Annotated in this window: 19 protein-coding genes; 10 read left to right on the top strand and 9 right to left on the bottom strand. The window is 38.2% G+C overall.

Annotated features, from left to right (window positions below):
• Positions 1 to 118 precede the first annotated feature (118 nt).
• The gene (locus B9T30_RS16345) at positions 119 to 325 is read left to right on the top strand and encodes a transposase (RefSeq protein WP_143223203.1); all 207 of its coding nucleotides are present in this window, start codon (positions 119 to 121) and stop codon (positions 323 to 325) included.
• Between the two features lie 72 nt (positions 326 to 397).
• Positions 398 to 685, top strand: coding sequence for a transposase family protein (locus B9T30_RS16555; RefSeq protein ID WP_227518965.1), 288 nt, complete (start codon positions 398 to 400; stop codon positions 683 to 685).
• A 140-nt stretch (positions 686 to 825) separates the two neighbouring features.
• Here the strand turns inward: B9T30_RS16555 and metH are convergent, their stop codons facing one another.
• Positions 826 to 4518: a methionine synthase gene (metH, locus tag B9T30_RS09390; protein WP_086184752.1), complete on the bottom strand. Its 3693-nt coding sequence runs from the start codon at positions 4516 to 4518 to the stop codon at positions 826 to 828.
• A 435-nt stretch (positions 4519 to 4953) separates the two neighbouring features.
• Between metH and B9T30_RS09385 the strand changes: the two genes are divergently transcribed.
• Complete coding sequence (locus tag B9T30_RS09385; RefSeq protein ID WP_086184751.1) at positions 4954 to 6573, top strand: inorganic phosphate transporter; 1620 nt, start codon at positions 4954 to 4956, stop codon at positions 6571 to 6573.
• Positions 6574 to 6745: 172 nt separating this feature from the next.
• Here B9T30_RS09385 and B9T30_RS09380 read toward each other — a convergent pair whose 3' ends face one another.
• The gene (locus B9T30_RS09380; RefSeq protein WP_086184750.1) at positions 6746 to 8296 is read right to left on the bottom strand and encodes a hypothetical protein; all 1551 of its coding nucleotides are present in this window, start codon (positions 8294 to 8296) and stop codon (positions 6746 to 6748) included.
• Positions 8297 to 8626: 330 nt separating this feature from the next.
• Positions 8627 to 9244 carry a rhomboid family intramembrane serine protease gene (locus B9T30_RS09375; RefSeq protein WP_004648195.1) on the bottom strand — a complete coding sequence of 206 codons (618 nt, stop codon included), beginning with the start codon at positions 9242 to 9244 and terminating at the stop codon, positions 8627 to 8629.
• 158 nt (positions 9245 to 9402) lie between these two features.
• On the opposite strand from B9T30_RS09375, the gene nfuA reads away from it, so the two are divergent.
• Positions 9403 to 10041: a Fe-S biogenesis protein NfuA gene (gene nfuA, locus B9T30_RS09370; protein WP_086184749.1), complete on the top strand. Its 639-nt coding sequence runs from the start codon at positions 9403 to 9405 to the stop codon at positions 10039 to 10041.
• Between the two features lie 281 nt (positions 10042 to 10322).
• Positions 10323 to 12509: a FepA family TonB-dependent siderophore receptor gene (locus tag B9T30_RS09365; RefSeq protein ID WP_086184748.1), complete on the top strand. Its 2187-nt coding sequence runs from the start codon at positions 10323 to 10325 to the stop codon at positions 12507 to 12509.
• 481 nt (positions 12510 to 12990) lie between these two features.
• On the opposite strand, the gene B9T30_RS09360 is transcribed toward B9T30_RS09365, so the two are convergent.
• Positions 12991 to 13998 (bottom strand): hypothetical protein, encoded by a 1008-nt coding sequence (locus tag B9T30_RS09360; RefSeq protein ID WP_086184747.1) that lies wholly within the window; start codon positions 13996 to 13998, stop codon positions 12991 to 12993.
• Between the two features lie 14 nt (positions 13999 to 14012).
• Positions 14013 to 15041, bottom strand: coding sequence for an alpha/beta fold hydrolase (locus tag B9T30_RS09355; RefSeq protein WP_086184746.1), 1029 nt, complete (start codon positions 15039 to 15041; stop codon positions 14013 to 14015).
• Positions 15042 to 15357: 316 nt separating this feature from the next.
• Between B9T30_RS09355 and B9T30_RS09350 the strand changes: the two genes are divergently transcribed.
• Positions 15358 to 15972: a carbonic anhydrase gene (locus B9T30_RS09350; RefSeq protein ID WP_086184745.1), complete on the top strand. Its 615-nt coding sequence runs from the start codon at positions 15358 to 15360 to the stop codon at positions 15970 to 15972.
• 353 nt (positions 15973 to 16325) lie between these two features.
• Here B9T30_RS09350 and B9T30_RS09345 read toward each other — a convergent pair whose 3' ends face one another.
• Entirely contained in the window at positions 16326 to 16910 is a 585-nt protein-coding gene (locus B9T30_RS09345; protein ID WP_413772568.1) for an arylesterase, read from the bottom strand.
• Positions 16911 to 16966: 56 nt separating this feature from the next.
• Here B9T30_RS09345 and B9T30_RS09340 point away from each other — a divergent pair, with 56 nt between their 5' ends.
• Together B9T30_RS09340 and B9T30_RS09335 are read left to right on the top strand one after the other, a co-directional pair.
• Positions 16967 to 17695 (top strand): ABC transporter ATP-binding protein, encoded by a 729-nt coding sequence (locus B9T30_RS09340; protein WP_086184743.1) that lies wholly within the window; start codon positions 16967 to 16969, stop codon positions 17693 to 17695.
• 1 nt (position 17696) lies between these two features.
• Positions 17697 to 20156 carry an ABC transporter permease gene (locus B9T30_RS09335; RefSeq protein WP_086184742.1) on the top strand — a complete coding sequence of 820 codons (2460 nt, stop codon included), beginning with the start codon at positions 17697 to 17699 and terminating at the stop codon, positions 20154 to 20156.
• Positions 20157 to 20180: 24 nt separating this feature from the next.
• On the opposite strand, the gene B9T30_RS09330 is transcribed toward B9T30_RS09335, so the two are convergent.
• Positions 20181 to 20993, bottom strand: a complete 813-nt coding sequence (locus B9T30_RS09330) for a rhomboid family intramembrane serine protease (protein ID WP_086184741.1) — start codon at positions 20991 to 20993, stop codon at positions 20181 to 20183.
• A gap of 79 nt (positions 20994 to 21072) precedes the next feature.
• On the opposite strand from B9T30_RS09330, the gene mtgA reads away from it, so the two are divergent.
• Both mtgA and ppk1 read left to right on the top strand, forming a co-directional pair.
• Positions 21073 to 21747, top strand: coding sequence for a monofunctional biosynthetic peptidoglycan transglycosylase (mtgA, locus tag B9T30_RS09325; RefSeq protein ID WP_086184740.1), 675 nt, complete (start codon positions 21073 to 21075; stop codon positions 21745 to 21747).
• Positions 21748 to 22265: 518 nt separating this feature from the next.
• Positions 22266 to 24347 (top strand): polyphosphate kinase 1, encoded by a 2082-nt coding sequence (gene ppk1, locus B9T30_RS09320; RefSeq protein ID WP_086184739.1) that lies wholly within the window; start codon positions 22266 to 22268, stop codon positions 24345 to 24347.
• A gap of 96 nt (positions 24348 to 24443) precedes the next feature.
• Here the strand turns inward: ppk1 and B9T30_RS09315 are convergent, their stop codons facing one another.
• Both B9T30_RS09315 and oxyR read right to left on the bottom strand, forming a co-directional pair.
• Entirely contained in the window at positions 24444 to 25067 is a 624-nt protein-coding gene (locus tag B9T30_RS09315; RefSeq protein ID WP_086184738.1) for a response regulator transcription factor, read from the bottom strand.
• A gap of 516 nt (positions 25068 to 25583) precedes the next feature.
• A complete protein-coding gene (oxyR, locus tag B9T30_RS09310; protein WP_086184737.1) occupies positions 25584 to 26489 on the bottom strand; it encodes a LysR family transcriptional regulator OxyR in 906 nt (301 codons plus the stop codon).
• Between the last annotated feature and the right edge of the window lies 1 nt (position 26490).

Here is a 26490-nt window from a genome sequence, read left to right as displayed (position 1 = left end):
CATCTAAGTTAAGCTTGGAGGATCAAATTTTTCTCTGTTTGAGTTATTTGAGAGAATATCGAACTTTGTTTCTGTCGCTACGAGTTACGATGTTTCAGAGCCGATAGTTTCAAGAATTGTGCGTCATGTCGAAGACTGCCCGATTCAGTCTAATCTGTTTAATTTACCGAAGAATTTACCTAAAGGTAAAGGTATTGACTGGAATATTGTGATCGTGGATGCAACAGAAATTCCAATTCAAAGTCCTAAAAAACAGAAAAAAGCTAGCTGCAAGAAAAAGACACATACCTTTAAAGTACAGGTTATCGTTCACTACAAAACTTAGAAAATTCTGAGTTTATGTACCGGTCGAGGTGCTGTGCATGATTTCGGGCTATTCAAATGAAATTTAAATCAGATCCCTTTCGGGGCTTTTGTCCTTACAGATAAAGGTCATCAGGGAATGTATGCTGTGTATCCGAATAGCTTATTGCCGTTAAAATCCAAAAGACACTGTAAATTGGATACTGAGCTCAACATCTATAATCAAGAAATCAATAAAAGAAGAATAGGTATTGAGCATGTATTTGGCAGTCTGAAAACCTTCAAAACCCTTGCTGAGCATTATCTAAATAGAGGTAAAAGACTCAGTTTGAGATTCAATTTAATCGCTGGAATCTGCAACTTGAAGTTGAGTAAAAAATGATTTATGAAAGCGGTCTATTAATACAAAAATGAGTAAATTAATCCCTCCCAACCTCCCTTTGAAAAAGGGAGGAGCTGTCACGTAATTCGTTGGATACGCAAAAGTTCCCCTTTTTTATAAAGAAGGGTCAGGGGATTTACTTAAATATCAATCGAATCATCCAAGTTTGGCATCAACCAACGCTTCGCTTCATCCATAGACCAGCCTTTACGCTCTGCATAACTATCTAACTGATCCTGTGCAATCTTACCGACATTAAAGTATTCAGATTGTGGGTTGCTGTAATAGAAACCACTTACGCTTGAAGGAGGCCACATCGCAAAACTAGTGGTTAATTGGGTGCCAATCTTATCGGTAGAACCCAACCAGTCAAACAAAACTGCTTTTTCAGAATGTTCAGGACAAGCAGGGTAACCCGGTGCAGGTCGAATCCCGACATACTTTTCTTTAATCAAGTCTTCATTTGACAGTTGCTCAGAGGCTTGGTAGCCCCAGAACTCTTTACGAATACGCTCATGTAAATGCTCAGCAAAGGCTTCGGCAAAACGGTCACCTAAAGATTGCGCCAAAATAGCAGAATAGTCATCGCCTTTGGCTTTGTATTCATGGGCCATTTCTTCTGCACCAAAAATTGATACAGTGAAACCACCGAGGTAATCTTCAATGTTTGTCTCTTCAGGCGCAATAAAGTCCGCCAATGATAAGTTTGGTTTCTTAGAGACCTTATCTGACTGCTGACGAGTATGTTCAAACTGATGCGTTGCCGTTTGATTTTCATCATAAATGGAAACCGTGTCTGCACCTGTGCGTTTAGCCGAAGCGATATTAAAGACGGCACGAGCATCAAAACGCTTATTCTCTACAATATCTTTTAACATCAGTTGGGCTTGTTCATACAAATCTGTTGCCGCTTCACCGACAATTTCATCAGTCAAGATAGCAGGGAACTTGCCAGCCAAACTCCAAGAAATAAAGAATGGTGTCCAGTCAAAATAGGGCACTAAGGTTTCAAGTGGATAATTCTTCAGGACTTGGCTGCCGATAAAATTTGGTTTAGGTGGAACATAGTTGTCCCAGTCAACGCTTAAACCATTTTTAATTGATTCTGCATAAGATAATTTTGCAGCTTTAGGCTGTTTGTTGGCAATACGTTCACGAACTTTTTCATATTCAGCACGATGCTCTGCAACAAAAGCAGGTTTCATTTCTTTCGATAGCAATGTTGTTGCAACGCCTACCGCACGTGAAGCATCGGCGACATAAATCACCGCATCATTAGAATATTGCGGATCAATTTTTACCGCAGTATGCGCTTTAGATGTTGTTGCACCACCAATCAATAGTGGAATATTAAAGCCTTTACGCTGCATTTCTTTGGCAACAAAAACCATTTCATCCAACGATGGTGTGATCAAACCTGACAGACCAATGATGTCACATTTTTCATCAATGGCCGTTTGTAAGATTTTTTCCGCAGGCACCATCACGCCAAGGTCAACAATGTCATAGCCATTACAACCCAGTACAACACCTACAATGTTTTTACCAATGTCATGAACGTCACCTTTTACGGTGGCCATTAGGATTTTACCTTTCGAGTGGCTACCTGATTTTTCAGCTTCGATGTATGGGTTTAACCATGCTACGGCTTGCTTCATCACACGAGCCGATTTTACCACTTGCGGTAAAAACATTTTACCCGAACCAAATAAGTCACCAACCACGTTCATGCCATCCATGAGCGGGCCTTCAATTACATCTAAAGGTCGAGTAGATTTTAAACGGGCTTCTTCGGTATCGACATCAATAAATGCAGTAATACCTTTAACCAGCGCATGTTCAAGACGTTTTTCTACAGGTTGATCACGCCATTCTAAGTTTTCAACTTGTTTTTGTGCAGCACTTTGACCACGGTACTGTTCTGCAACTTCAAGTAGTTTTTCAGTTGCATCCTGACCGCTTTCACCTTGATTCAGGTTGCGAACAACATCTTCAACTGCATCTTTGAGTTCTTTGGGAATATCATCGTAAATTGCCATTTGGCCTGCATTTACAATGCCCATGGTCATGCCTTGTTTAATGGCATAATACAAGAACACCGAGTGAATCGCCTCACGTACAGGTTCATTGCCACGGAATGAGAATGATACGTTCGAAACACCACCTGAAATCATGGCATGGGGAAGATTTTGTTTAATCCAACCTGTCGCTTCAATGAAATCAACCGCGTAGTTATTGTGTTCTTCAATACCCGTTGCCACAGCAAACACGTTCGGGTCAAAAATGATGTCTTCAGCAGGGAAGCCCACATCATTAACCAATACATCATACGAGCGTTTACAGATTTCACGCTTACGTGCCGCAGTATCAGCTTGTCCGGCCTCATCGAAGGCCATGACAATAATAGCAGCACCGTATTGACGGCATAAACGTGCTTTATGTACAAACTCGTCATAACCTTCTTTTAAGGAAATCGAGTTAACAATCGGTTTGCCTTGTACGCATTTTAAGCCGGCTTCAATGATTTCCCATTTTGATGAGTCAATCATGATCGGTACTTTGGAAATTTCAGGCTCGGACGCGACTAAATTTAGGAAATGCACCATCGCACCTTGCGAATCGAGCATGCCTTCATCCATGTTAATGTCGATGACTTGTGCGCCTGAAACCACTTGTTGTAGTGCAACATCAAGTGCTTCAGCAAAATTTTCTTCACGAATTAAACGTAAGAATTTTTTTGAACCTGTAACGTTGGTTCGTTCACCGACATTTACAAACAGTGAATCATCATAAATATTAAAAGCTTCTAAACCACTTAAACGACAGGCAGGTTTAATCTCTGGGATTTGACGTGGCTTAATATCTTTAACTGCATTGTAAATAGCACGAATATGGTCAGGCGTAGTACCACAGCAGCCGCCAGTAATATTAATCAAACCACTCATCGCAAATTCTTTTAAAAATGCTGCGGTTTCTTCTGGTGTTTCGTCATAACCACCAAAAGCATTGGGTAAGCCTGCATTGGGATGGGCTGAAACGAAAGTATCTGCAATATCCGCTACAGTTTTTACATGCGGGCGCATGGCATCTGCACCCAGCGCACAGTTAAAACCTATCGAAAGTAAATCGCCATGACGTACCGAGTTCCAGAATGCTTCAGCAGTTTGGCCCGTTAAGGTACGACCTGAAGCATCGGTAATGGTGCCTGAAATCATCAGGGGTAATTCACGACCAATTTGATTGAAGACTTCTTTCACGGCAAAAATTGCAGCTTTACAGTTAAGTGTATCGAAAACAGTTTCAATCAGAATGATGTCAGAGCCACCCTCAATTAAGGCATGTGTGGCTTGAATATAATTTTCTTTGAGTTCATCAAAAGTGACATTACGAAAAGCAGGGTCATTTACATTGGGTGAAATTGAACAGGTACGTGATGTTGGTCCAAGTACACCTGCGACAAAACGAGGTTTATCAGGGGTTGAATATTTTTTACAGGCTTCTTTGGCAATACGTGCCGCTTCAAAGTTAATCTCATGAACCAAATCTTCCATGTGGTAATCCGACATGGAAACACGCGTACCATTGAAACTGTTGGTTTCAATAATGTCTGCACCTGCATCTAGATAGTCTTCGTGAATACCTTGAATAATATGCGGTTGCGTCAGCACTAAAAGGTCGTTATTGCCTTTTAAGTCAGAGGCCCAGTCAGCAAAACGCTCACCCCTATAATCTGCTTCTTCTAATTGATGGCGTTGAATCATGGTGCCCATAGCACCATCAATAATCAGGATGCGTTTGGTGAGAAGCTCTTTTAGGGTGGCAAGCGTGGACATAAATAACCCCAATCCGATGGAATACAAAATGGGCATGATTTTAGCAGAATTACACTACATTTGAGGAATATTCAGCCGACTTAGTAAGACACAGTTTTTAAATAACCCTATTTGTGCTGAATTTTTCATCGAATTGAAATATGGCTCAGCTATGATCTGAGTCCAGATAAGAAAAAAATTGAGTGATGAACGGAATTAGAAAGATTTTTTATGCAGTGATCCAAATATTTTGAAATATTGCGGCGCAATTTATTTTGAGCTTCAAAGATTGCAAAATGATGGATTTAAAAGAATTTAGCTCCCTAAAATAAAGCGGGAGTGATTTAAATTAGCTCAATTGTTAAAATTTGGCTTTATATGGCACCTCTTTGTCATATAATTGTCACAATTAAATTGAACAATAAGGGGATTTTATTATCCCCTTGAACCGTCTGCATGAATTCTAATATTCCTCCCGTCCAAGATCAGGTGCAATCCGTGCCACAGAAATCGACGAATGTGCATGTTGCCACACCGAAATTTTTTATGCCGGTGTTTTTAACGGTTATTATTTCTACTTTGGTGTACATCGGCTTTCAACTTGCAGCTGATTTGTCACATGTTCCAACTTTAAGTTTATATTCCGTTATTCTTTTAGCCACTGCACTTTTGATTGCCTTAGGCTTTGAATTTGTTAATGGTTTTCATGACACTGCCAATGCGGTTGCTACAGTCATTTATACCAATGCTTTATCTGCACCTGTTGCTGTGATGTGGGCAGGCTTTTGTAATTTTCTTGGTGTAATGGTTGCAAGTGGTGCTGTTGCTTACGGCATCATTGCTTTATTGCCTGTCGAGTTGATTATGAATGTCAGCTCTGGGGCAGGTTTTGCCATGGTTTTTGCCATGCTCATCGCCGCTATTCTTTGGAACTTAGGGACTTGGTTCTTGGGTATTCCAGCGTCAAGTTCACATACCTTAATCGGTTCGATTTTAGGTGTGGGAATTATGAACTACATCTTGCATGCCGGTAGTGGTGCCAGCGGTGTAGATATGGACCAAGTGATGAAAGTCGGCAAAGCCTTGCTGTTTTCACCTTTAATTGGTTTTGCTTTTGCTGCGGTCGTATTCTTGTTAGTGAAAAAAGTTTTCAAAAAACAAGTCGAACTTTTTCAACCGCCTGAAGGTAATAAGCCACCACCGCCTTTAATTCGTGCCATCTTAATTTTTACCTGTACCGGTGTCAGTTTTGCACATGGTTCAAACGATGGTCAAAAAGGTATGGGCTTAATTATGCTCATTCTGATTGGTGTTGTACCGCTAGCGTATTCGTTGAATAAAAACTTAGATACTCAACATATTCAGTCATTTGATCAATTATCAAATCAAACTGCGACTGTTATGTACGCCAATCATAGCAATATTTCGGATACTCAAGCACGTGAAGTCTTGACGTCATACATTCAAACCAAAGAAATGAATAAAGACGTCATTCCTGCTCTAGCAAGCTTAACGGATCATTTGGGTGATCGTGTAGCTCAGTATCGTGATTTAAAAGATATTCCTGAAGCAGATACATCTATTATTCGCAATGACATGTATTTAAGTAGCACTGCATTTAAGCGTTTAGATAAAAATAAACAGTTACCTGCAATGTCGGAAGCACAAAGCAAAGTGGTTAAAGAGTACCGCTCTAACTTAGACTCGTTCTTACAATATATTCCGACTTGGGTGAAAGTTGCAGTTGCACTGGCACTTGGTTTAGGCACCATGGTGGGCTGGAAGCGTATTGTGGTGACAGTGGGTGAGCGTATTGGTAAAAACCATATGACTTATGGTCAGGGCATGTCGGCTGAACTTGTGGCAATGACCACCATTGCAGCGGCAGATGGTTTTGGTATGCCAGTTTCAACCACACACGTTTTGAACAGTGCGGTTGCGGGTACTATGGTTGCCAATAAATCAGGCTTAAACTTTGCAACAGTGAAAACCATTCTTTCTGCATGGGTCTTTACTTTACCAGCAACGATTTGTTTATCTGGTGGTTTGTATTGGTTGTTCTTACAGTTTGTTTAAACAAGCTATATGAAATAAAAAACGCTGCAATTGCAGCGTTTTTTATTGGTTTTTTGATATGGTCTGACTTTTACAGACGCTTAGAAGAGAGTAGATAAACTACCTATGGTGAATAGTCATCTTGTATTAAAGCCAAAACTGAGTTTCAGCTTTAATCGGTTAAAGATAAAAATTACTTCTTAAATAATCCGTATATTTTCTTCATCGGTAATTTATCATTGGCAAAGCCATAGATTGCTGCAAAAGGCAGAGCGGTACGTGCTAAATAAGCCACACGCCATAAACCACCATGGTTTGCACCTTTCATCATTAATTCTAAAGGATGGGCCAAAGGGGTTTCTGGATTGGCAACCGAGTCAGGATTGCGTAAGTCATGAACCCATAATGCTGCCATAAGCGCATTGGTGGTTTCTGGACTAAATGATTCAACATCAAACAGACTGGCACCATTAAATGCAGCTTTTAATAACGGATTTTTAGTCACCGAATGGGTTGTGGTCGAGGGTGCAATATTAATACTGACACGTTGTCCAGAGTGACGAGCTAAAGTTGCACGCCACTGTTGAATGCGTTTTGCCAAAGCATAGTTGGGGCCTTGTTCTACCACCAAACAATCGGCAATACCATATTCCTTGCCATTATCAGAAGAAATTAATGTTTTTAGATTTTCTTTGAAGAAATGCTGACCCGAAACAGTGGAAATACTTTTGCTAATAATTTGCTGGGTTTTAGAACGTTGTTGGAACTTCTCATGTGACGCCTCTACCACCTCTTTAGGAACGGCATAGACATCGGTTGGCGTACACATAAACATTAAACTGGTGTCAGCCTTTCGCTCACTCACGTACTGCATAATACTGTCCATGGCCATAGAGACACGAACATGTTTTTCACCATCTAAATAAGCAATCGCTGCTAGATCAAGCTGATGTTCACTTTGAGTCAGCCAGTGTGCAATTTCTGGTGTTTGAGTCAGTAAATCAGCCCCTAATTTTTTTTTCAGCGTAGCAGTTGGGGTGTTTTCATCTAGCTTTTCTGCGCAGGGTGCATATAGTGTTGCATTGCCTTGTTGAATCGTCTTTAAAATTTTGTCCCAAACACGGCTATTGGGTAAATCGACAGCCACGATGTTGGCTTTCCATTTAGATAACCACGTAAGGGGGCCTGCTTCAGAGCCTGCACCAAATAAGACCATGGTACGGTCAGAAAGATTGAACCATTCAGGATGGGCCTGTGCTGCACGTAAAGCATCTGCATGGCTAAGCTCAATAATTCCTGCATCTTGCCATGTTTGAATTTGGTCTAATAAGGCCTGACCTTGCAATTTTTGTCCTTTATAAGGTACATACCATTCAGGTGCAGCATGACTTTCACCTTTAAGCTGAACGGTATGCAAATTTGCTGTATCGACATCATTCATGATGTCTTTGAGTAAATAGCGTTGACCATTGCGATAAAAATCAAAGCTATGTTGGGCCTTGTGTAAGCCTTGTTTTGCGATGGTAATCGGATTTTTGGTGCTACGAATACCGTGTTCAACCAAAGCTTTAAAATAGATAGGATAATTTTTACGCCAATTTTTTTCTGTGAGTGCATCCATTGATGATTTATTGTCAACAATAGAAAGGGCTTCAGCAATAATTTCTTTACCTGTCTGGGATGTGCTGGCTTTATTGCTGGCTGGATTGATTGGAAATTGAAGACCATCTAATGAAGTAGACATGCAAAATATCTCGTTTTTTTGATTGTTAATATACAGATGTCTACATTATCTATGCCAAATTGATTTATGGGGTAGCATTTAATGACAAAATTGTGTAAATCTTTTTTAAAATAATTTTTTTTACAATGATTTTAGCGTCTTGAGAAAGAAGGGCAACAGCGCTTTAAGCTTTAAATCCACCATCTTAAAAGCTCAGTGTATTTGGCACGACGTTCAGAGCTTTTTAAGCATGCCGTGATCAAATTTAATGACATAATCAGAATTTGATTTTACTCTAAAAAGGACGCTGAATTTTAACGTCCTTGAGTATTGATAAATGAAGCATAAATTTTAGAAAGGAAGTTGCATCAGCTTATTTAAAAAGTGTGGAATCACACGTGGTTCTATAATGATGGTCATGATCACACCGTAAGCTGCTCCCCATAAATGGGCACTATGATTGATGTTCGAATTGCCACGTTTGCCAGACCAAATGCTATAGCCGATATATAAAATGGCAAAAATAATCGCAGGCACTGGAATAAAGAAAACAAAAATCAGTTTCCACGGTTCAAATAAAATATACGCAAACAAGACTGCTGAAACTGCGCCAGAGGCACCTAGACTGGCCCAGCGATGGTCATTTTTATGTTTTAAATAACTGGGAATAATTGCGACAATTAGACCGCCTAAATAGAATAAAACAAAGCCAAGATCAAAAAAATACTGTCGATAAAAACTTTCAATTACACTGCCAAAAAAGAACAGCGTAATCATATTGAAGATTAGATGTGCGCCATCTGCATGTACAAAACCATGGGTCACAAAGCGATCATATTGCCCACGTTGCATTGCAGGTGGCCAAAAAATAAGGCGGCTCATGACTTTCTGATTTGAAAATGCAATCAGTGAAACAACCACTGTAATGAGGATCAAGCTAACAGTATGGTTAAAAGGTAAATCTAGCATAAAGTGAAGGTTCAGCTTTTAGATATTTGTTTTAATAATGCCATTAAATGAAGGGCTAAGATGAAATTTTATAATAATTCCGACAATTTTAGTTGATTTTTTTTTATTACCCCGCATCTTCAGTTAAAATAGCCACTTCAGCTTGAGGAAATATTATTATGTCGACTGAGAACATCAGCGCTGCAGTTGCAGAAGAAATTCCAAATTTATTGATTACGCCAACAGCACAAGAGTATTTGTTTGATTTACTTGAAAAACAAAATACACCAGGTATTGCTGTACGTGTTTTTGTGGAAAATCCTGGTACGCCACGTGCTGAATGTTGTATGGCATATAGTGCGCCTGAAGAAATTATTCCTACAGACTATAAACAAGATTATCCAAATTTTGCGGCTTATATTGACGCGCCATCTATCCCATATTTGCTAGATGCTGTGATTGATTACAATAAAGACCGTTTTGGTGGGCAATTGACGTTCCGTGCGCCAAATTCAAAAGTGCCACGTGTGGGCGCAGATGCTTCAATGGAAGAGCGTATTAGCTATGTATTACAAGCCGAAATTAACCCCGGTCTTGCTGGACATGGTGGTAATTGTGCTTTAGTTGAAATTGTTGAAGATGAAGAACATGGTTTAACGGCTGTATTGAAATTTGGTGGTGGTTGCCAAGGTTGTTCAGCCATTGATGTCACACTAAAACAAGGTGTTGAAACGACCTTGAAACAGCATATTCCTGAATTATCTCGTGTGGTTGACCAAACGGATCATACTCAGGCAGAGGGTGCTTATTTTAAATAATTTTTGAAATAAGTTTATGAAAACCTCCAATTATGGAGGTTTTTTTATGCAGAAAATAAGCATAAATTTTTGAGCTGAACTCAGTTTTAGATTGTGCAGAGAACATATAGGTCAGACTTAAATTTATGATGAAAATCGCTAATTTTGTTTAAAATCCAAAAAATAAAACTAAAGAATAATGATAATTATTATCAATATTGATTGCAATGTGATTGCTTTTTGTTACACTGTGCAACGAAAATTGCAATACTTATCCACTATTTGCCACTTGGGGGCCTTGAATGACCAAGCGTATTATTCGATCTGCATTATCTCTGACAATATTCTCCTTTATGATAGGTGCTACGCATGCTGCTGATTCACAAGAGACTTCAAGTGAAAATCAAATTCAAGAACCAATAAAGTTACAAACTATAGTCGTAACGGCTGAAGAACAGTTGAAACAATCATTGGGTGCTTCTGTTATTACAGAAGAAGATTTAGATAGACTGCCTGTCATCAATGATATTTCTGAATATGTTCGACGTATGCCAGGTGTTAACTTAACAGGGAATAGTTCAAGTGGTGTACGAGGAAACAATCGTCAAATTGATATTCGTGGTATGGGACCAGAAAATACCTTAATTCTGATTGATGGAAAACCAATTAACTCACGGAATTCAGTTCGATATGGGTGGGGTGGTGAGCGAGATACAAGAGGGGATTCAAACTGGGTTCCAGCTGATGCAATAGAATCTATAGAAGTTATTCGAGGACCTGCCGCTGCCAGATATGGATCAGGTGCTGCTGGTGGTGTGGTAAATATTAAAACAAAAAAAATTACGAATGAATTACATGGTTCTGTTGATCTATATACCAATCAACCTGAGGATTCTAAAGAAGGCGAATCTAATCGAGTTGGCTTTAATGTAAGTGGTCCAATTATCAAAGATATTTTATCTTATCGTTTATATGGTAATTTTAATAAAACAGAGAGTGATGACTGGAATATAAATAATTCTATTGGTAGTACAGCTGCTGGACGAGAGGGTGTCAAAAATAAAGATATTGGTGCTCGTTTAGGTTGGCAAGTTACAGATAATCAGGCGTTAACTTTGGATATTACTGCAAGCCGTCAAGGTAATATTTTTGCAGGTGATTCACAGTACAGTTCAGATGCAGATGCAAATAATATATTAAAAGAATTACTCGGCACTGAAACGAATACAATGTATAAAGATGGTTATGCTTTGACTCATGAAGGAGAGTGGGATTGGGGGAATAGTAAGTTTATTGCACAATATGACAAAACTAGAAATAAACGTTATTTAGAAGGTCTGGCTGGTAGTACAGAAGGAAGTATTAATACACTTACTGATAAACAAACATCTTTATTAAATACATTAAGATTATCTGGTGAAGTGAATATTCCATTCGATTTGTATGTGCCGCAAGTATTAACTTTGGGTACAGAATTGGTTGAAGATAAATTTAAAGATTCTTCATCAACAAGGCAGGCAGATGCAACTGGGCAATTAGTTTCGGGTAATCGTTCAAAAATGTCTTCTAATATATATTCTGTATATATTGAAGATAATATGCATTTAACAGATAGTACTGATTTAGCATGGACAGTACGTTTTGATGATCACAATAAATCAGGTGATAATTGGAGTCCTGGTCTAAATATTACGCAAAAACTTGGTGATTATTTCACATTAAAAGGCGGTATTGCAAAAGCCTATAAAGCACCAAATATGTATCAAAATGCCGAGGGCTATTTACTTTCTACTCGAGGAAATGGTTGCCCAATTCAATCAAATGGTGTTGCACTATCAAATTGTTATTTATTAGGAAATCCAAATTTAAAACCTGAAACATCTGTTAATAAAGAAGTAGGTATCCAGTTCGATAAAGATAATGTGAATGCAAGTTTAGCGTGGTTCCGAAATGACTATAAAGATAAAATAACTTCAGGCACTACAGTTTTAAATACGATTGGTATTTATAATATTTTACAATGGGAAAATACACCGAAAGCACTTGTTCAAGGTTTAGAAGGAAGTCTTAGCCTTAACTTTGATCGTATTAACTGGACCAATAACTTTACTTATATGATGGATTCGAAGGATAAAAAAACAGGTAATCCTTTATCAATTATTCCGAACTATACCATTAATTCTATTTTTAATTATGAAATTAATGATCAATTTGATACCAATTTTGTATTTACACAATATGGTCGTCAAAAACCACGTCAGTTTGCGAAAAGTAATACTGAGCAGAATAATGGTATAAATCCTGAATCTGTAAAAAATTATAGTATTACAGGAATTAATATGGGTTATAAACACAATGATCATTTAAAACTTACTATAGGTGTGAGTAATTTGTTTGATAAACAAATTTTACGTAATAGTAATTCAGATAGTCAGACGTATAATGAACCTGGTCGAGCTTATTATGCTTCAATTAAAACTTCTTTCTAATTGTTAATTTAATAAATAAAAACCTGATTCTAAATCGTTAAAATGTAAGGGTGAGCCAATCCTTTAACTATAATGAGTTAGGTTTTTTATATTAAAATATTTTATTTAATCAATTATATAAAAATATTTTAAACATGATCTAGAATAGGGGGGATTTATAAATTCCGTTTAATTTTTTGAGGTAAAGTATATAGCTTTTGCTACACGTTGTGTGAATGGATTAATCGCATGCAAATTTCATAGCTTAAAAATTTGATTTGCGATTCATTTAAGCCCCGAAGTGGCTTGTCAGCATGAAAGTTGTTGCTGTAAAAAGATAGAATCATTCAGTTAAACAATCCAAAAATGATTATGTCTTGCATACATTAATTTGTTTGAGAAAAAGTTATTTAAGTCTTATTTTAGTCAAAACAAGAGTGACCTCAATTGAGGTTCCTCTTGTTATAAATTGTGAAGAGTTGGTGGTTATAAGCGGCTTTTTTTATGCCTGAATATTTAAAATTTTCTGCGCTGTTTCAGCATAATAAAATTTCTCTAAATACACTCTGGCACGTTCACGTAAATATTCAGAGGAAACCAAATTTTGCATCACAGGGGCTAATAAATGCTGTAATTCTTGTTGAATCAGCGCTTCATCAATATTTAAATCACGAAGTAATAAGTCAAAACTATGTTCTTGATTACGTACATACCAAGCATAAACGCCATCATGAACCTGTTGTTTTAAATATTCTGTTTGACGGATATGATCCCAAATTTCATGCCCTAAATTGACAGTATTGGGAAGGTCTTGAATTTCAATATAGTTCTTCAAGACGCTTAAAGGCATATCTTTAATTTTATGCCAAAGATTGGCCTGAAAGTGATACAGCTTGTCATCATCAAAATGTTGATTGAGCACATGCTCACTCATTTGGCTCAGTTTCAAAATATTTTTTTGTAAATAATGTCCGATGGTGTCATTTAAATTGGAATCTGTGACCGTTTCTAAAACAGATTTGCCCATTTTCATAAAACTGGACATACCCGGCATGCGTTTAGCCATGACAGAATTATCTAAATAATCTTGAATAGAGTGCTGAATTAATTGGGTAATCATGGCTGAAAAGGCAGGGCTATTCACCACAGTTTTAATTAAACGCTGACGATGAGCACTTTTACTTGCCACATATTGGGCAATTTTATCGACGGTGAGCACGGGAATTACATCGGCAATTAGCGTGTTTTCATTGGCAGGATGAATTAAAGCAAAACGAAGGTGTTCAGCAATTTGCTCAATGAGAACAGGACTGGCAGGCGTGGCTAAAATTTGCTTTTGTAACAGGGCATTGATGTGTTCAAATGACCAAATGTTCTGTAAGGTTTGTTTTCTAAACCAATGATAAAAATTTAGAAATTCGCTTTGAATGGTGGCAGCATGCGAAAACTCTTGCGCTAAAAAGTCAAGATGAGCATCTATTAATTGCTCAATCATCGGGTGTTTCTGCATACTGTCTCTGGAAGCTAATTTAAAGGAATGAGTTTATCAGCAAGTGGGTTTTTTAGCTTTTGGGTTTTTGCTAGAAAGGGTAAATAGTGTAAAGCCACTTGTTGTTCTGCTTCTAAAATCGGCATATGACCGACATTGTTTAAAATCACAGGCGTTTCTGCACGCTTCAATAAAGATTGTAATTCACTTGCTGCTTCAACATTAATAATTTTATCTTGCTTGCCCCAGAGAATTAGTGTCGGTGCTTCAATGGTACGTGTCAGACGGGCAAAGGACTCAGGGGTGTAAATACGATTGAGTGTCACGATTTGATCAATCATTTTACGGGTTTGTGCAGATTGTGAAATCAACATTTTTTCTTGTGCTTTTTTAAAGTAAAGTGGTAGTTCTGGTGGTGTTTGCATGACTTGACTGAGTACATCTTCTAAATCACCTGGTTTAGAAACAATCAAATTTTTTAAAAAATAAGGATCTTTGGTATAGGCTGTATTGGCTTGTTTATAAATTCCTGCGCTATTGAGTAAAAACAAACTTTGAGTATCGAAGGGATACTGTGAGGCATAGATGGTTGCAATTGATCCGCCCAGTGAGTGTCCTGCAATATTCAGTTTAGTTTCGATATTAATTGCTTCAACAAAACGACGTAAGCGTTCAGTGACATTGGGCACAGAGAGATCAAAATTATCTGCAACTTTGGTTTCGCCATTGCTGGGAAGGTCTGGAATAATCACATGATAATAAGGCGTTAAAAAATGTGCTACGCCATTCCAATTGTCACGATTTCCTGCCAAGCCATGAATGAGTAATACAGCAGGTTTATTGCTGGAACCACCTTCACTATAGCTCCAAGTAATGTCATCAATTTTTATAGTTTTACTGCGTAAGCCTGCTGCATGACGCTCTTTGGCGAAATAATTCTGTAAAGAAAGCGGTGCATCGGTCACTTTATTGGTTGCTGCATATGAAAAATGAGGCACACTGATTGCAAGTGCTAAACACATCGTGCTTAAGATGCGAGATAAAATCGAGTGTGGCTGTATCATTGATCATTATCCTTAATGTGTTCATGACGATAATATTTATAGAGGATATGATAAAAATAATCTAAATTTAGACTGCATTTTATTTTTCTAGAAATGTCTATAGCTTATTGTAAGTATTATTAAGAAAATGTCACTGTATTGTTTGTTGAATTGGGTAGCTCGAAAGCTTAGAAGTGTGAACTAGATTCATTTTTTATGTGAAATAAATTTTTTTGTAACGTCATTATAAACTCGATAGCTATTCGTTTTTGCAAGTGACTTTCATTTTTACAGCGATTAAAATGTTCCAACTTCAAAATATTCTGGTGGGAAAGAAATGCTAACAGCTCAAGAAGCTTTAGAACGTCTTAAAATTGGTAACCAACGTTTTGTATCTGGCGAGACGACCCATCATAAACAACTGAGCCATCAGGAACGTGCAGAAATGGCGGGAGACCAAAACCCGTTTGCTATTGTTTTAGGCTGCTCAGACTCTCGTGTGCCTGCTGAAATGGTTTTTGATCAGGGGCTTGGGGAGTTATTTGTGATTCGTGTCGCAGGCAATGTGGTTGCACCTTCTCAGGTGGGGAGTGTTGAATTTGCTGCTGAACGTTATGATTGTGCAGTCGTCGTGGTTTTAGGTCACAGTCATTGCGGTGCTATTCAAGCCACGATTGATACATTGATGAATCCTGCCAGTCCACCATCACAAAACTTAATGTCAATTGTAAACCGTGTGCGCCCATCGGTTGAAACTTTGTTGCAGACAGAATTGAAGGATGATTTGGCTAAACTATCCAAACATGCGGTACGATCCAATGTTTTTGCATCTGTGAATCAGTTGCGTCATGGTTCTGCTGTACTGGAAAGCCTGATTGCTAAAGGTAAGTTAAAAGTCGTTGGTGCAGAGTATTCTTTAGAAACAGGTGAAGTTTTGTTCTTTGATTTTTAAAATCAAATAAATTTCAATGATTCATAAGAAAGTGTTTATAAACCTAATGTCAGCCGGTTAAGAAATTGACCGGCTTTTTTATTTTAAATTCATGATGTTATTTGATACGCGGAAACGTCATCTGCAACTGTTCGAGGCAAGACTACTTTGAAAAAGTAAGGTTTCTGCGATTAATTGATCAATAAAAGGTATTTGACGAGTTTTGCTGATGACAAATGCCTTTGGTTACTTTGGGCTTATCCAAAGTAATAAATGAGCTCCAAGTATTTGATTTAACCAATATAAGACTCCGTCATGAATAACTAAAAAGCTAAGGAGTTAGTTGTAAAATCTATTAACTGACTAGCATTAGTTTATAAAGCGCCTTTTATATAGGGATAAGCATTGTTCAGTAAAATGCTTTGCGCTTTTGCATTCGGGTGAACCAAATCGGATTGCATCAGGTTTTTATTGCCAGCAATTCCTGTTAAAAAGAAGGGCATCAATTTCACTTTGTATTGTTGGCTGACCATACTATAATTTTTTTCAAAAGCTTGACTGTACGCTGTGCCGTAATTGGGTGGAATTTTCATGCCTAAAATAATCACAGTCGCTTTGGCTTGCTGACTTTGTTGAATTAAATTGGCGAGGTTCTTTTGAATCAAAAGTGGCGATTGACCACGTAAACCATCATTTCCACCCAATTCAAGCACCACAATATGTGGTTTATAGGTGTGTAATAATTTAGGCAAACGCGCTACAGCACCACTGGTGGTTTCACCACTTACACTGGCATTGACCACTTTATGTTTTTTCGGATACTGTTGGTCTAAACGTTTTTGTAATAAATAGCTCCAACCTTGTTCTGCTTGCATGCCATATGCTGCGCTAATACTGTCCCCAACAATCATAATGGTTTTAGCAGAAACCACGGCTGGAATAAGACACAGGCTGAACATCGTCAAATAAGAAATTCCACGAATTTTTAAATTGCGATTTTGCATATAGAGATATTATGACCCAAGTTACTTACGATCATTCCATCATGCCACAAGTGATTATTTCTGCCCAGCAACTGACACAAAAGATAAAAATTGCCCAAAAAGAGTTATGCATTTTTGAAAATTTAAATTTTGAAATTTATGCGGGTGAGCAAGTGGCAATTACGGGGCGTTCGGGTTCAGGAAAATCGACCTTACTTGGAATTTTAGCCACGTTAGATCAAGCCAGTTCGGGGGAGTTGCTGGTTTGTGGAGAATTGATTGCTGAATTAAACGAAGAACAACGTGCTTTGGTGCGTTTAAAACATATTGGATTTGTTTTTCAGTCTTTTCAGTTGTTACCACATTTAACAGCAGTTGAAAATGTGATGTTGCCACTGCGCTTACAAAAGAATTTCAATTTTGCAGCAGCTGAAAAAAAAGCTTTGGCATTGCTTAAAAAAGTGGGTTTAGAACGACAAGCGACACAAACGCCAAAAGTCCTTTCAGGTGGTGAACAGCAACGAGTTGCGATTGCACGAGCTTTGATTAGTAATCCACAAATTATTTTTGCCGATGAACCCACAGGTAATTTAGACACACAAACAGCCGAAGATATTGAGCAATTGTTATTTCAACTGAATCGTGAATTGGGTACAACCTTGGTTTTGGTGACGCATGATCCAAAACTGGCCGAACAATGCCAGCGTCATTTTGAATTGTTAGATGGGCATATAATTGAACATCGTAACGGTGAGGACTGAAATGAATCCTCTATTTCAACCGTTACTCAAACAAAGTTTTAAAAGTAGCGGTGTTTACTTACTGATTATTGCGCTGGTTTTGGCGATTAGTGCGACCACAGCACTAAAATTTAGCAATGAACAAATTCAAAATGCCGTGGCATTACAAGCCGCAGAAATGTTAGCAGGGGATTTGGTTCTGACAGATAATCAACCACTGGAAAAAAAGTGGCAAGATCAAGCCAACCAATTCGCACTACAACAATCTAAAGTCACCACATTTAGTTCGATGGCACATACCCATGAGCAATTTGTGATGGTGAATGTGAAAGCCATTGATGATGCCTTTCCGTTACGTGGAGACATTCGTGTTGTGCCAACAGCAGAAAAAATTCAGGCAGGGCAGGTTTGGCTCAGCGCTCGTGCTCTGGATTTATTGCATGTCAATGTGGGGGATACGGTCAATATTGCCGATGCAAGCTTTAAAGTCACTGCTCAAATTGCCCATGATTCCAATCAAGAATTGGGTTTTTCAGGTTTTTCCCCTACCGTGATTATTTCCCAAGCTGATGTTGCTCGAACCCATGCCATTCAAGTGGGGAGTCGGGTTGAATATCGTTTATTGATGGCAGGTACGGCAGAGCAAACCAAGAAATTTGAACAAAATTTCAAATTGCAGCAAGGTGCTCAAACACCAAGTGCAAATGAACAAACCAGCCTGAGGTTACGAAATGCCAGCGAAGGCAATACTCGTTTAATGAAGCCGATTGCTAATTTAGATACCTTCTTACAACTGACCAATATTTTGACTATTTTGTTGTGTGGTATTGCCATTGCCCTAACCAGTCAGCGATATGTACAACAAAATCAGGACTATATTGCGCTTATGCGCTGTATTGGCGCAACGAAGGCTCAGATTTTTAATGCATATTTGGCTTTATTGAGCGTGGTGTTAATGGTTGCAATGGCGATTGGGAGTTTGGCGGGAGTTTCACTCGGCTATGGCTTATTGCAACTGATGCTACAGTTGATTCCACATCTGCAGATTCAATTTTCTGTGTTGGATTTGTTGCTTGGGCCATTGCCTATTGCAATGCTCACCAGCGCCGTAGTATTGCTTGGATTTATTGTGCCAAGTTTATGGCAACTGTTGAATACACCGCCTATTCGTGTGATTCGTCAGCAAGAAAAAACGGTGCAGTCGATGCTGTGGATGCTACTGATGGGCACGGCAAGTTTGGTGTTGTTTAGTATTGTACTGACTGAAAATATTGTGCTCACCACTTGGGTGATGGGGGCGATTATTTTGCTGTGTACTGTGCTGTATATGCTCATTTGGGGCTGGCTGAAATTAATCAAAAGCTTAAAAATATCCATTTCAGCTTATGTACGTGCGCCTTATCAAACAGCATTTCAAATTACCGCTTTGGCACTGGGCCTAAGTCTAATTACCGTATTGGCGGTGCTGCGAACGGATTTGCTGGAGCGTTGGCAGCAACAATTACCTGAAGGCACGCCCAATCAATTTGTTTATGGTTTACCACCATTTGATATGCCTGTATTCAAAGCCCAGCTTGAACAACAGGGTTGGCAGAGTACACCATTATATCCCAATATCCGTGGGCGATTGGTGGCGAAAAATGATCAGCCCTTTGCAGAGCAATTGCTGAAAAGCAATAATTCTTTGCGTCGTGAATTAAACCTAACCCAAACCGCAGAATATCCGACTGACAATAAAATTGTACAGGGCAGCGCAGCATTAAAACAGGTCGGTGATGTGTCTGTTGAAGTCAAAACTGCGGAAGAATTGGGAATTAAGATCGGAGATCGGCTGACCTTTAGCTTGCCCGAAGGTTTGGTTCATGCCAAAGTCATTAATTTGCGTAGTGTTGAATGGGAAAGTTTTAGCCCCAATTTTTTCTTTATTTTTGCACCCAAAACCATGGATGAAAATGCAGGCAGCTATTTAGGCAGTTTTTATGTGCCAGAACAGGATAAAAAGCAATTGGTTCCTGTGATTCAGCAATTTTCCAATACTGTTTTTATTGATGTCAGTCTGATTTTGGATGAAGTTAAACGCTTGGTGAATGTGTTGGTACAAATTATTACCATTCTGGCGTTATTGGTGAGTGTGTCAGGTATTTTGGTGCTTGTTGCCTGCTTGAATTTATTGATGGATGAACGTAAACGTGAAGTGGCTTTGTTACGTTCGTTTGGTAGTTCTAAACAAAAGTTAAAACAAATGATGAGCTTGGAGATTGGTTTTATTGGATTTGTGGCTGGTGTGGTTTCTTGTCTGTTTGCAGAAGTGATTAGTGCAATTGCGAGCTATAAAATGAATTTGGCGATTCAGGCACATTGGGAAATTTGGCTGATTTTACCAATTCTTATGACCTTACTGTGTGCCTTGATTGGACGTTATCGCTTAAGTTACCTGTGTGATATTCCACCTTTACAAAGTTTAAGAGAGATCAATCAGTGATCTCTCTTATCTGATTTATGCCGCTTAGAAATGAAGTTGTGCGCGCATAGCAGCAAGAATTTGGCGCCAAATGGGTTCAAGGATTTGAACTTGTTGCATGCAGTAATCATAAAATAAATAACAGGTCACTGCGCCCACAGCTAAGCCGATATAAACACCCAAATTCGGTTTATGTATCCGTTGTCCCATATACCAAATAATTGCCAATACAGCGCCCATCAGCATACCGCCAATATGGGCTGCATTATTAATTCCGGGCATGGTGAAGCCAATCAATAAGTTAATCCCCATGACCATGATCAAAGTTTTTTTATCTAAAATAAAGCGTTGCTTGGGTAAAACAGGAAATAAAGATAAAACCGTCAATGCGCCACCAATGCCCATAACTGCACCAGAAGCACCCGCACTGACGGTTGGAAAAAGTTCAGGATTTTGGGTTTGAAGCAGTTCGAAGGTATTTTGAATGTCGATGAAACCGCTAAGCAAGCTGCCCATAAGACCTGCAAAAATATATAAACCTAAATAATAGGATCGACCAAAAAGTTGCTCAGCGACACTGCCAAAAATATAGAGTGCCCACATGTTTAACATGAGATGAATTAAGCCAAAATGAAAAAACATGCTGGTAAACAGGCGGGTGGGTTCCTCTAAAAAGGTTAAAGGTGCATAATCAGCGCCCCAATGAATAGCATCGACAAGACTGGGACTGCTAATATTTACCCCTGTGAGCATTTGCCAGAGAAATAAACTGACATTAATGGCAATAAAAAGTGCAGTCAGCCACCAAAGGTGAACCTCGGGTTTACTTCGAATTGAGGGAGGTGAAAGTTCAGCCATGCTATTCTTTTATAATCTTTGCTATATTCAGCTTCAAGCTTAGCATGAAAAAATAGATATTTTGGAGTAACTCACTGACATGAAAGCTTTTATTGTTCGTAGTTTGTTAATACTTGTCAGTTTGGTACTTTTAGTACAACTTTGGATTTTTGCAAGTCTGGTTTGGTGGCGCAGCCATCCTGTAGAAACCACCATGATGATGCGGATAGATTATTGGTCTGAACCGTCTAAGCCAATCAAACATGAATGGCGTGATTATGATCAAATCAGTGACTATTTGAAACATGCGGTGGTTGCAGCCGAAGATGGTAAATTTTTACAACACAATGGTTTCGATTGGGCCGGCATGCAATTTGCCTTAGAACGTAATAAAGATAAAGGTAAAGTGGTTGCAGGTGGTTCAACGATTTCACAGCAATTGGCAAAAAATCTATTTTTATATAATAAGCGTTCATTTCTGCGTAAAGGTCAAGAAGCAGTTGCCACGTGGATGATGGAGCGGGTCTGGTCAAAAGAACGGATTTTAGAAGTATATTTAAACTCAGTTGAGTTTGGTGAAAATATTTATGGTGTGGAAGCCGCAACACAGCATTATTTTGGTAAAAGTTCGAAAAATTTATCGCGTGAACAGGCCGCTTTCTTAGCCGCAATTTTACCGAATCCAAAATATTATCAAGACCATCGTGAAGATCGGAAATTAAAGTATCGTAAACGTATGATTCAAAAATATATGCGTTATAGCCATATTCCTTAATTCATGATTGTAAAAAGCCCAAATTATTGTAATGTCAGTTAGTTAAGAGATTGATTGGCATTTTTTTAAATTCATGATGTTATTCGATACACGTAAACGTCATCCGCAACTTGAGCAATAAATAAAGCACGGCTTTATTTTGCAGCGCAAGGCAAGACTACTTTGAAAAGTAAGGTTTCTGCGATGAATTGATCAATAAAAGGTATTTGACGAGTTTTGCGGTGAGAATAGTTTTAAATAAATTATTTAAAACTATTCGCAATATGCTTTTCTTACGAACTCAAAATATATTTTGAGGATTCTCATTTTGGCTAAACAAAAGAACAAACGAGCTCCAAAAATTTGATTTAAAGCGATAAGACTCCGTCGTGAATAACTAAAAAAGTTAAGGCGTTCATTGTAAAATCCCTTAACTGATTCAGCATTATAAATTATTGAGCTTTTTTTTATGAAATTGTCACAATTTTGAAGCATACTTAAGTGAATACGAATTACTTTAAAATATGCATAGGTTAGGTATGAATACTGCAGCAGACCCATCTCCTACACAAATAGAATATACATATAATGATCGCTATATTAACCGTGAACTTTCTATTCTAGATTTTCATCTTCGTGTATTAGAACAGGCGGTTGATCCTCTGCATCCTTTGCTTGATCGCATGAATTTTTTGCTTATTTTTTCCCGTAATCTAGATGAATTTTTTGAAATTCGTTTTGCTGGTTTGATGGAGCAACTTGATTTAGGCAATGAAAGTCGTAGCCCTGATGGTTTAACCCCAAAACAAGTGCTAGATACTATTTCTAAAACAGCACACGCAGCAATTGAACGCCAATACCGTATTTTAAATGAAGCAATTTTGCCTAAATTACGTGAAGAAGACATTTGTTTTTTACGTCGTGGTGAGCTGACACCTGCTCAGTCTGCTTGGATTAAAAAGTATTTCCAAGAACAAGTTGCTCCTGTTCTGACCCCAATTAGCCTTGATCCAGCTCATCCATTTCCGCGTTTGGTGAATAAAAGTCTAAACTTTATTGTGACTTTAGAAGGAAAGGATGCCTTTGGTCGTCAAATTGATTTAGCTGTTGTTCCTGCACCACGTTCATTACCTCGTGTGGTACGTTTACCTGATGAGCTGACCGATGGCAAAGAACATCATGTTATGTTGTCTGCCATCATTCATGAACATGTGTCCGACTTATTCCCTGGTATGACTGCGACAGGTTGCTATCAATTTCGCGTAACACGTAATGCAGATTTGGCATTGAATGAAGATGTTGAAGACTTAGCCAAAGCATTGAAAGGCGAATTGAATTCACGCCGTTTTGGTCGTGCGGTACGTTTAGAAGTGACCCACAATTGTCCTGAACATATTTATGAGTATTTACTCAATGAATTTGATCTTGAAAAAGAGCAACTTTATAAAGTGGATGGGCCAGTTAATCTTGCACGATTACTCTCGAATTTTAAACGTCCACATTTACGTTATGATTCACATACGCCCATTATTCCAAAAGTTCTGAAAAAATCTGAAAATATTTTTTCTGCTATGCAGAAACAAGACATTCTATTACATCACCCATTTGAATCATTTGCACCTGTGATTAATTTATTGCGTGAAGCTGCACGTGATCCGCAAGTGCTTGCGATTAAGCAAACCTTATATCGTAGTGGCCCCGATTCTGAAATTGTACAAGTGTTGGCAGAAGCTGCACGCAATGGTAAAGAAGTCACCGCAGTCATTGAATTACGTGCACGTTTCGATGAAGAGTCGAATATTGAAGTGGCAAATGTACTGCAAGAAGCGGGTGCTGTGGTGGTATATGGCATTGTGGGTTATAAAACCCATGCCAAAATGATTTTGGTGGTACGCCGTGAAAATAACAAGCTTGTGCGTTATGTACATCTAGGTACAGGTAATTATCATGCAGGTAATGCGCGTATTTATACCGACTATGGATTGCTCACCACAGATAAAGAGCTATGTGAAGATGTACATCGTATTTTTCAAGAATTGACAGGCATGGGGAAAATGGCGAAGTTAAAGAAACTTCTACATGCACCATTTACCTTACATGCGCAACTTGTGAATTATATTGATGAAGAGATTGCCAATGCTAAAGCAGGTAAGCCTGCACAAATTATTGTCAAAGTGAATGCTTTAACTGAAATGCAGTTGATTAACAAGTTGTATGAAGCATCTCAAGCAGGCGTACAAATTGATTTAATTATTCGCTCTATTTGCTGTTTACGTCCGGGTTTGCCGGGGCTTTCAGAAAATATTCGTGTGCGTTCAATTGTCGGACGTTTCTTAGAGCATACTCGTGTTTATTACTTTGGTAATAATGGCAATGCTCGAATTTACTGCTCAAGTGCCGATTGGATGGATCGTAATTTATTTAATCGTGTTGAGGCATGTTTCCCAATTGAAGATCCCGCGCTGAAAAAACGTATTTATCAGCAAGGTTTATTGACTTATTTACAAGATAACCAACAAGCATGGTTGTTGCAAGGAGATGGAACGTGGGTACGTGCTCATGTTGCGTCAGGTCAACAGCCACATAATGCACAAAGAATATTACTAGGCTTAATTAAATAATTTACTCGTAAGTGCATAAAATAAAAGAGTCTTCGGACTCTTTTATTTTATCTCGATACTGCTTTTGAGATAAAAGGGAATTTGGGATATTTCATGCTATAAACAGGTAATTTTTTGATAAATATGTTTAATATGACCTTCAATCTGATATAAGGGCACAGTAATCTGTTGTGCAATGTGTTGTGGGCTTAGCCCCTCTGATATTAAATTTAAAATGTCATTTTCAATCGCTGTTAGGTGTATGGGTAGGGGTATTTTAGTTGTTGCTTGGGTTTTATTAATGTTGGGTTGATGTGACAAAATATACTGCGCTAAAGCGTAATGAATGGGCGCACCGCCACGCAAAATAGTTTTAATATGGCTGAAAATTTCTGCTTCAGTATGCTCATGAAAAATATAGCCTTGTACACCCGCTTGAATTGCAGCAAACAGCAAACAGGTCTCGTGCTGGGCTAAGACCACAATAATATATGCATCTGGATGAATCTTTTTTATTCTTCTTATAAATGAAATTTTTTCTGATTGATTAAGGTACAAATCAATCAAGATTAAATTGGGTAAATGTTGTTGCAATAATTGTTCAGCTTCAATCAGATTATCAGTATGAATCATTAATTCAGCTGGATAACCTAATCGCATGAGAATATTTTCGGATAGATGATTAAAAGTTGGTTGATCTTTTATCATTAGAATAGGAACAGGTAAAGTTAGTTCACCCACTAGGCATTTCTCACAATGGTTTTCTATTTTATTGAGTCACTTTGCTATAAAGTGAATGAAAGTGCTATCCCAAGAAATTGGTAATTTATAAGGTTTGAGGTAAATTTAAGTATTTGTTGAATAATATATATTTAAAAAATGTATATTTATTGTGTTCTTATTTTAAGCTTTTTTTGCTTTGCAGCAGAGTGGTTTTGGGTAATGAGGAAATCCCTATTTATAGGGATATAAAAAACACATTTAACCTTCTACTATGACAGCACTTCTTATTAGTCTGGCTAATTAGTAGTACTTCAACTTATCGGGAATCTAATATTTTATTGCTCTATTGAGTCATAATCTATTTTTATCTTGAATAGCTTATCTGTATAGATAAGCTATTTTTTTATCTAAAAAAACATGAAGAATGTTTTGAGTTTGCATCCCGTGGATTGATTTGCGTTAGGTGAACATGGAGTATAAAAAATTAAACATAAAAAAAGGAGCGATTGCTCCTTTTCATATATAGATGGTTGTTTAGTGAAGATTTTTGGTGATTTTTTGAAAAATTTGCAACAGCACATCAAATTCACTTTGCAATGGGGTGCTTTTACGCGTAACCAATGCAAGGGTACGACTTGGTGCTGCCTCAATCACTTTGACCACTAAATCTGGATTTGCTTTAATCATATTGGTATGAATTGCAATTTCAGGAAGTAAGGTAAAACCTAAATCTGAAGAAACCATTTCGACTAATGTTGGCAATGAACTTGCTTTTAAGCGATGATCATTTTTACGTTCGCCAATTGGACAAGCACTCAAAGCATGATTACGTAGACAATGACCTTCTTCAAGCAAGACTAAACGCGATAGATCTAAGTCATCTAAAGAGTTTGCATTATTCGCATTTTGGTCTGATTTATTACAGACCAAATAAAGGTTTTCTTTTGCGATTTCAGCAACTTTCAAGCCACGCGTATCAAAAGGTAGAGCCAAAACAATCATGTCGAGATTGCCATGTTCTAGTTTTTCGACGATTTTTTCACTTTGTGCTTCGTGCAAATGCAATTGAATTTTAGGAAGTTGTTTATGAACTTCGTCTAAAAGTTTCGATAAAATAAAAGGTGCAATGGTTGGGATGATCCCCAAATGTAAATCACCAGTTAAAGGCTCGCTCATCTCACGACTTAAACGCATCAAGTCTTGTGCATCTGCCAATAGAACACGGGCTCGGGCAACAACCTGCTCGCCTAGTGGAGTTAAACGTACATTTTGGCGGTCGCGTTCAACGAGTACTCCACCTAACAAGCGCTCTAACTCCATGATCCCGCCTGACAAAGTCGATTGGGTCACAAATGAACGACGCGCAGCTTCAGTAAAATGCAGCGTTTCAGACAGTGTAACGAGATATGACAGCTGTCTTAAAGATGGTAATGCAGCCATA

Origin of the sequence: Acinetobacter sp. ANC 4973, from assembly GCF_002135275.1 — a bacterium.
GTDB classification, from domain to species: domain Bacteria; phylum Pseudomonadota; class Gammaproteobacteria; order Pseudomonadales; family Moraxellaceae; genus Acinetobacter; species Acinetobacter kyonggiensis.
Note: the sequence above shows the minus strand (reverse complement) of the source record. Positions and strands in the feature narration are given on the sequence as shown.

Coding starts and splice junctions, on each gene's coding strand:
- metH (WP_086184752.1), bottom strand. CDS start 4,518: ATGTCCACGCTTGCCACCCTAAAAGAGCTTCTCACCAAACGCATCCTG.
- B9T30_RS09385 (WP_086184751.1), top strand. CDS start 4,954: ATGAATTCTAATATTCCTCCCGTCCAAGATCAGGTGCAATCCGTGCCA.
- B9T30_RS09380 (WP_086184750.1), bottom strand. CDS start 8,296: ATGTCTACTTCATTAGATGGTCTTCAATTTCCAATCAATCCAGCCAGC.
- B9T30_RS09375 (WP_004648195.1), bottom strand. CDS start 9,244: ATGCTAGATTTACCTTTTAACCATACTGTTAGCTTGATCCTCATTACA.
- nfuA (WP_086184749.1), top strand. CDS start 9,403: ATGTCGACTGAGAACATCAGCGCTGCAGTTGCAGAAGAAATTCCAAAT.
- B9T30_RS09365 (WP_086184748.1), top strand. CDS start 10,323: ATGACCAAGCGTATTATTCGATCTGCATTATCTCTGACAATATTCTCC.
- B9T30_RS09360 (WP_086184747.1), bottom strand. CDS start 13,998: ATGCAGAAACACCCGATGATTGAGCAATTAATAGATGCTCATCTTGAC.
- B9T30_RS09355 (WP_086184746.1), bottom strand. CDS start 15,041: ATGATACAGCCACACTCGATTTTATCTCGCATCTTAAGCACGATGTGT.
- B9T30_RS09350 (WP_086184745.1), top strand. CDS start 15,358: ATGCTAACAGCTCAAGAAGCTTTAGAACGTCTTAAAATTGGTAACCAA.
- B9T30_RS09345 (WP_413772568.1), bottom strand. CDS start 16,910: ATGTTCAGCCTGTGTCTTATTCCAGCCGTGGTTTCTGCTAAAACCATT.
- B9T30_RS09340 (WP_086184743.1), top strand. CDS start 16,967: ATGACCCAAGTTACTTACGATCATTCCATCATGCCACAAGTGATTATT.
- B9T30_RS09335 (WP_086184742.1), top strand. CDS start 17,697: ATGAATCCTCTATTTCAACCGTTACTCAAACAAAGTTTTAAAAGTAGC.
- B9T30_RS09330 (WP_086184741.1), bottom strand. CDS start 20,993: ATGGCTGAACTTTCACCTCCCTCAATTCGAAGTAAACCCGAGGTTCAC.
- mtgA (WP_086184740.1), top strand. CDS start 21,073: ATGAAAGCTTTTATTGTTCGTAGTTTGTTAATACTTGTCAGTTTGGTA.
- ppk1 (WP_086184739.1), top strand. CDS start 22,266: ATGAATACTGCAGCAGACCCATCTCCTACACAAATAGAATATACATAT.
- oxyR (WP_086184737.1), bottom strand. CDS start 26,489: ATGGCTGCATTACCATCTTTAAGACAGCTGTCATATCTCGTTACACTG.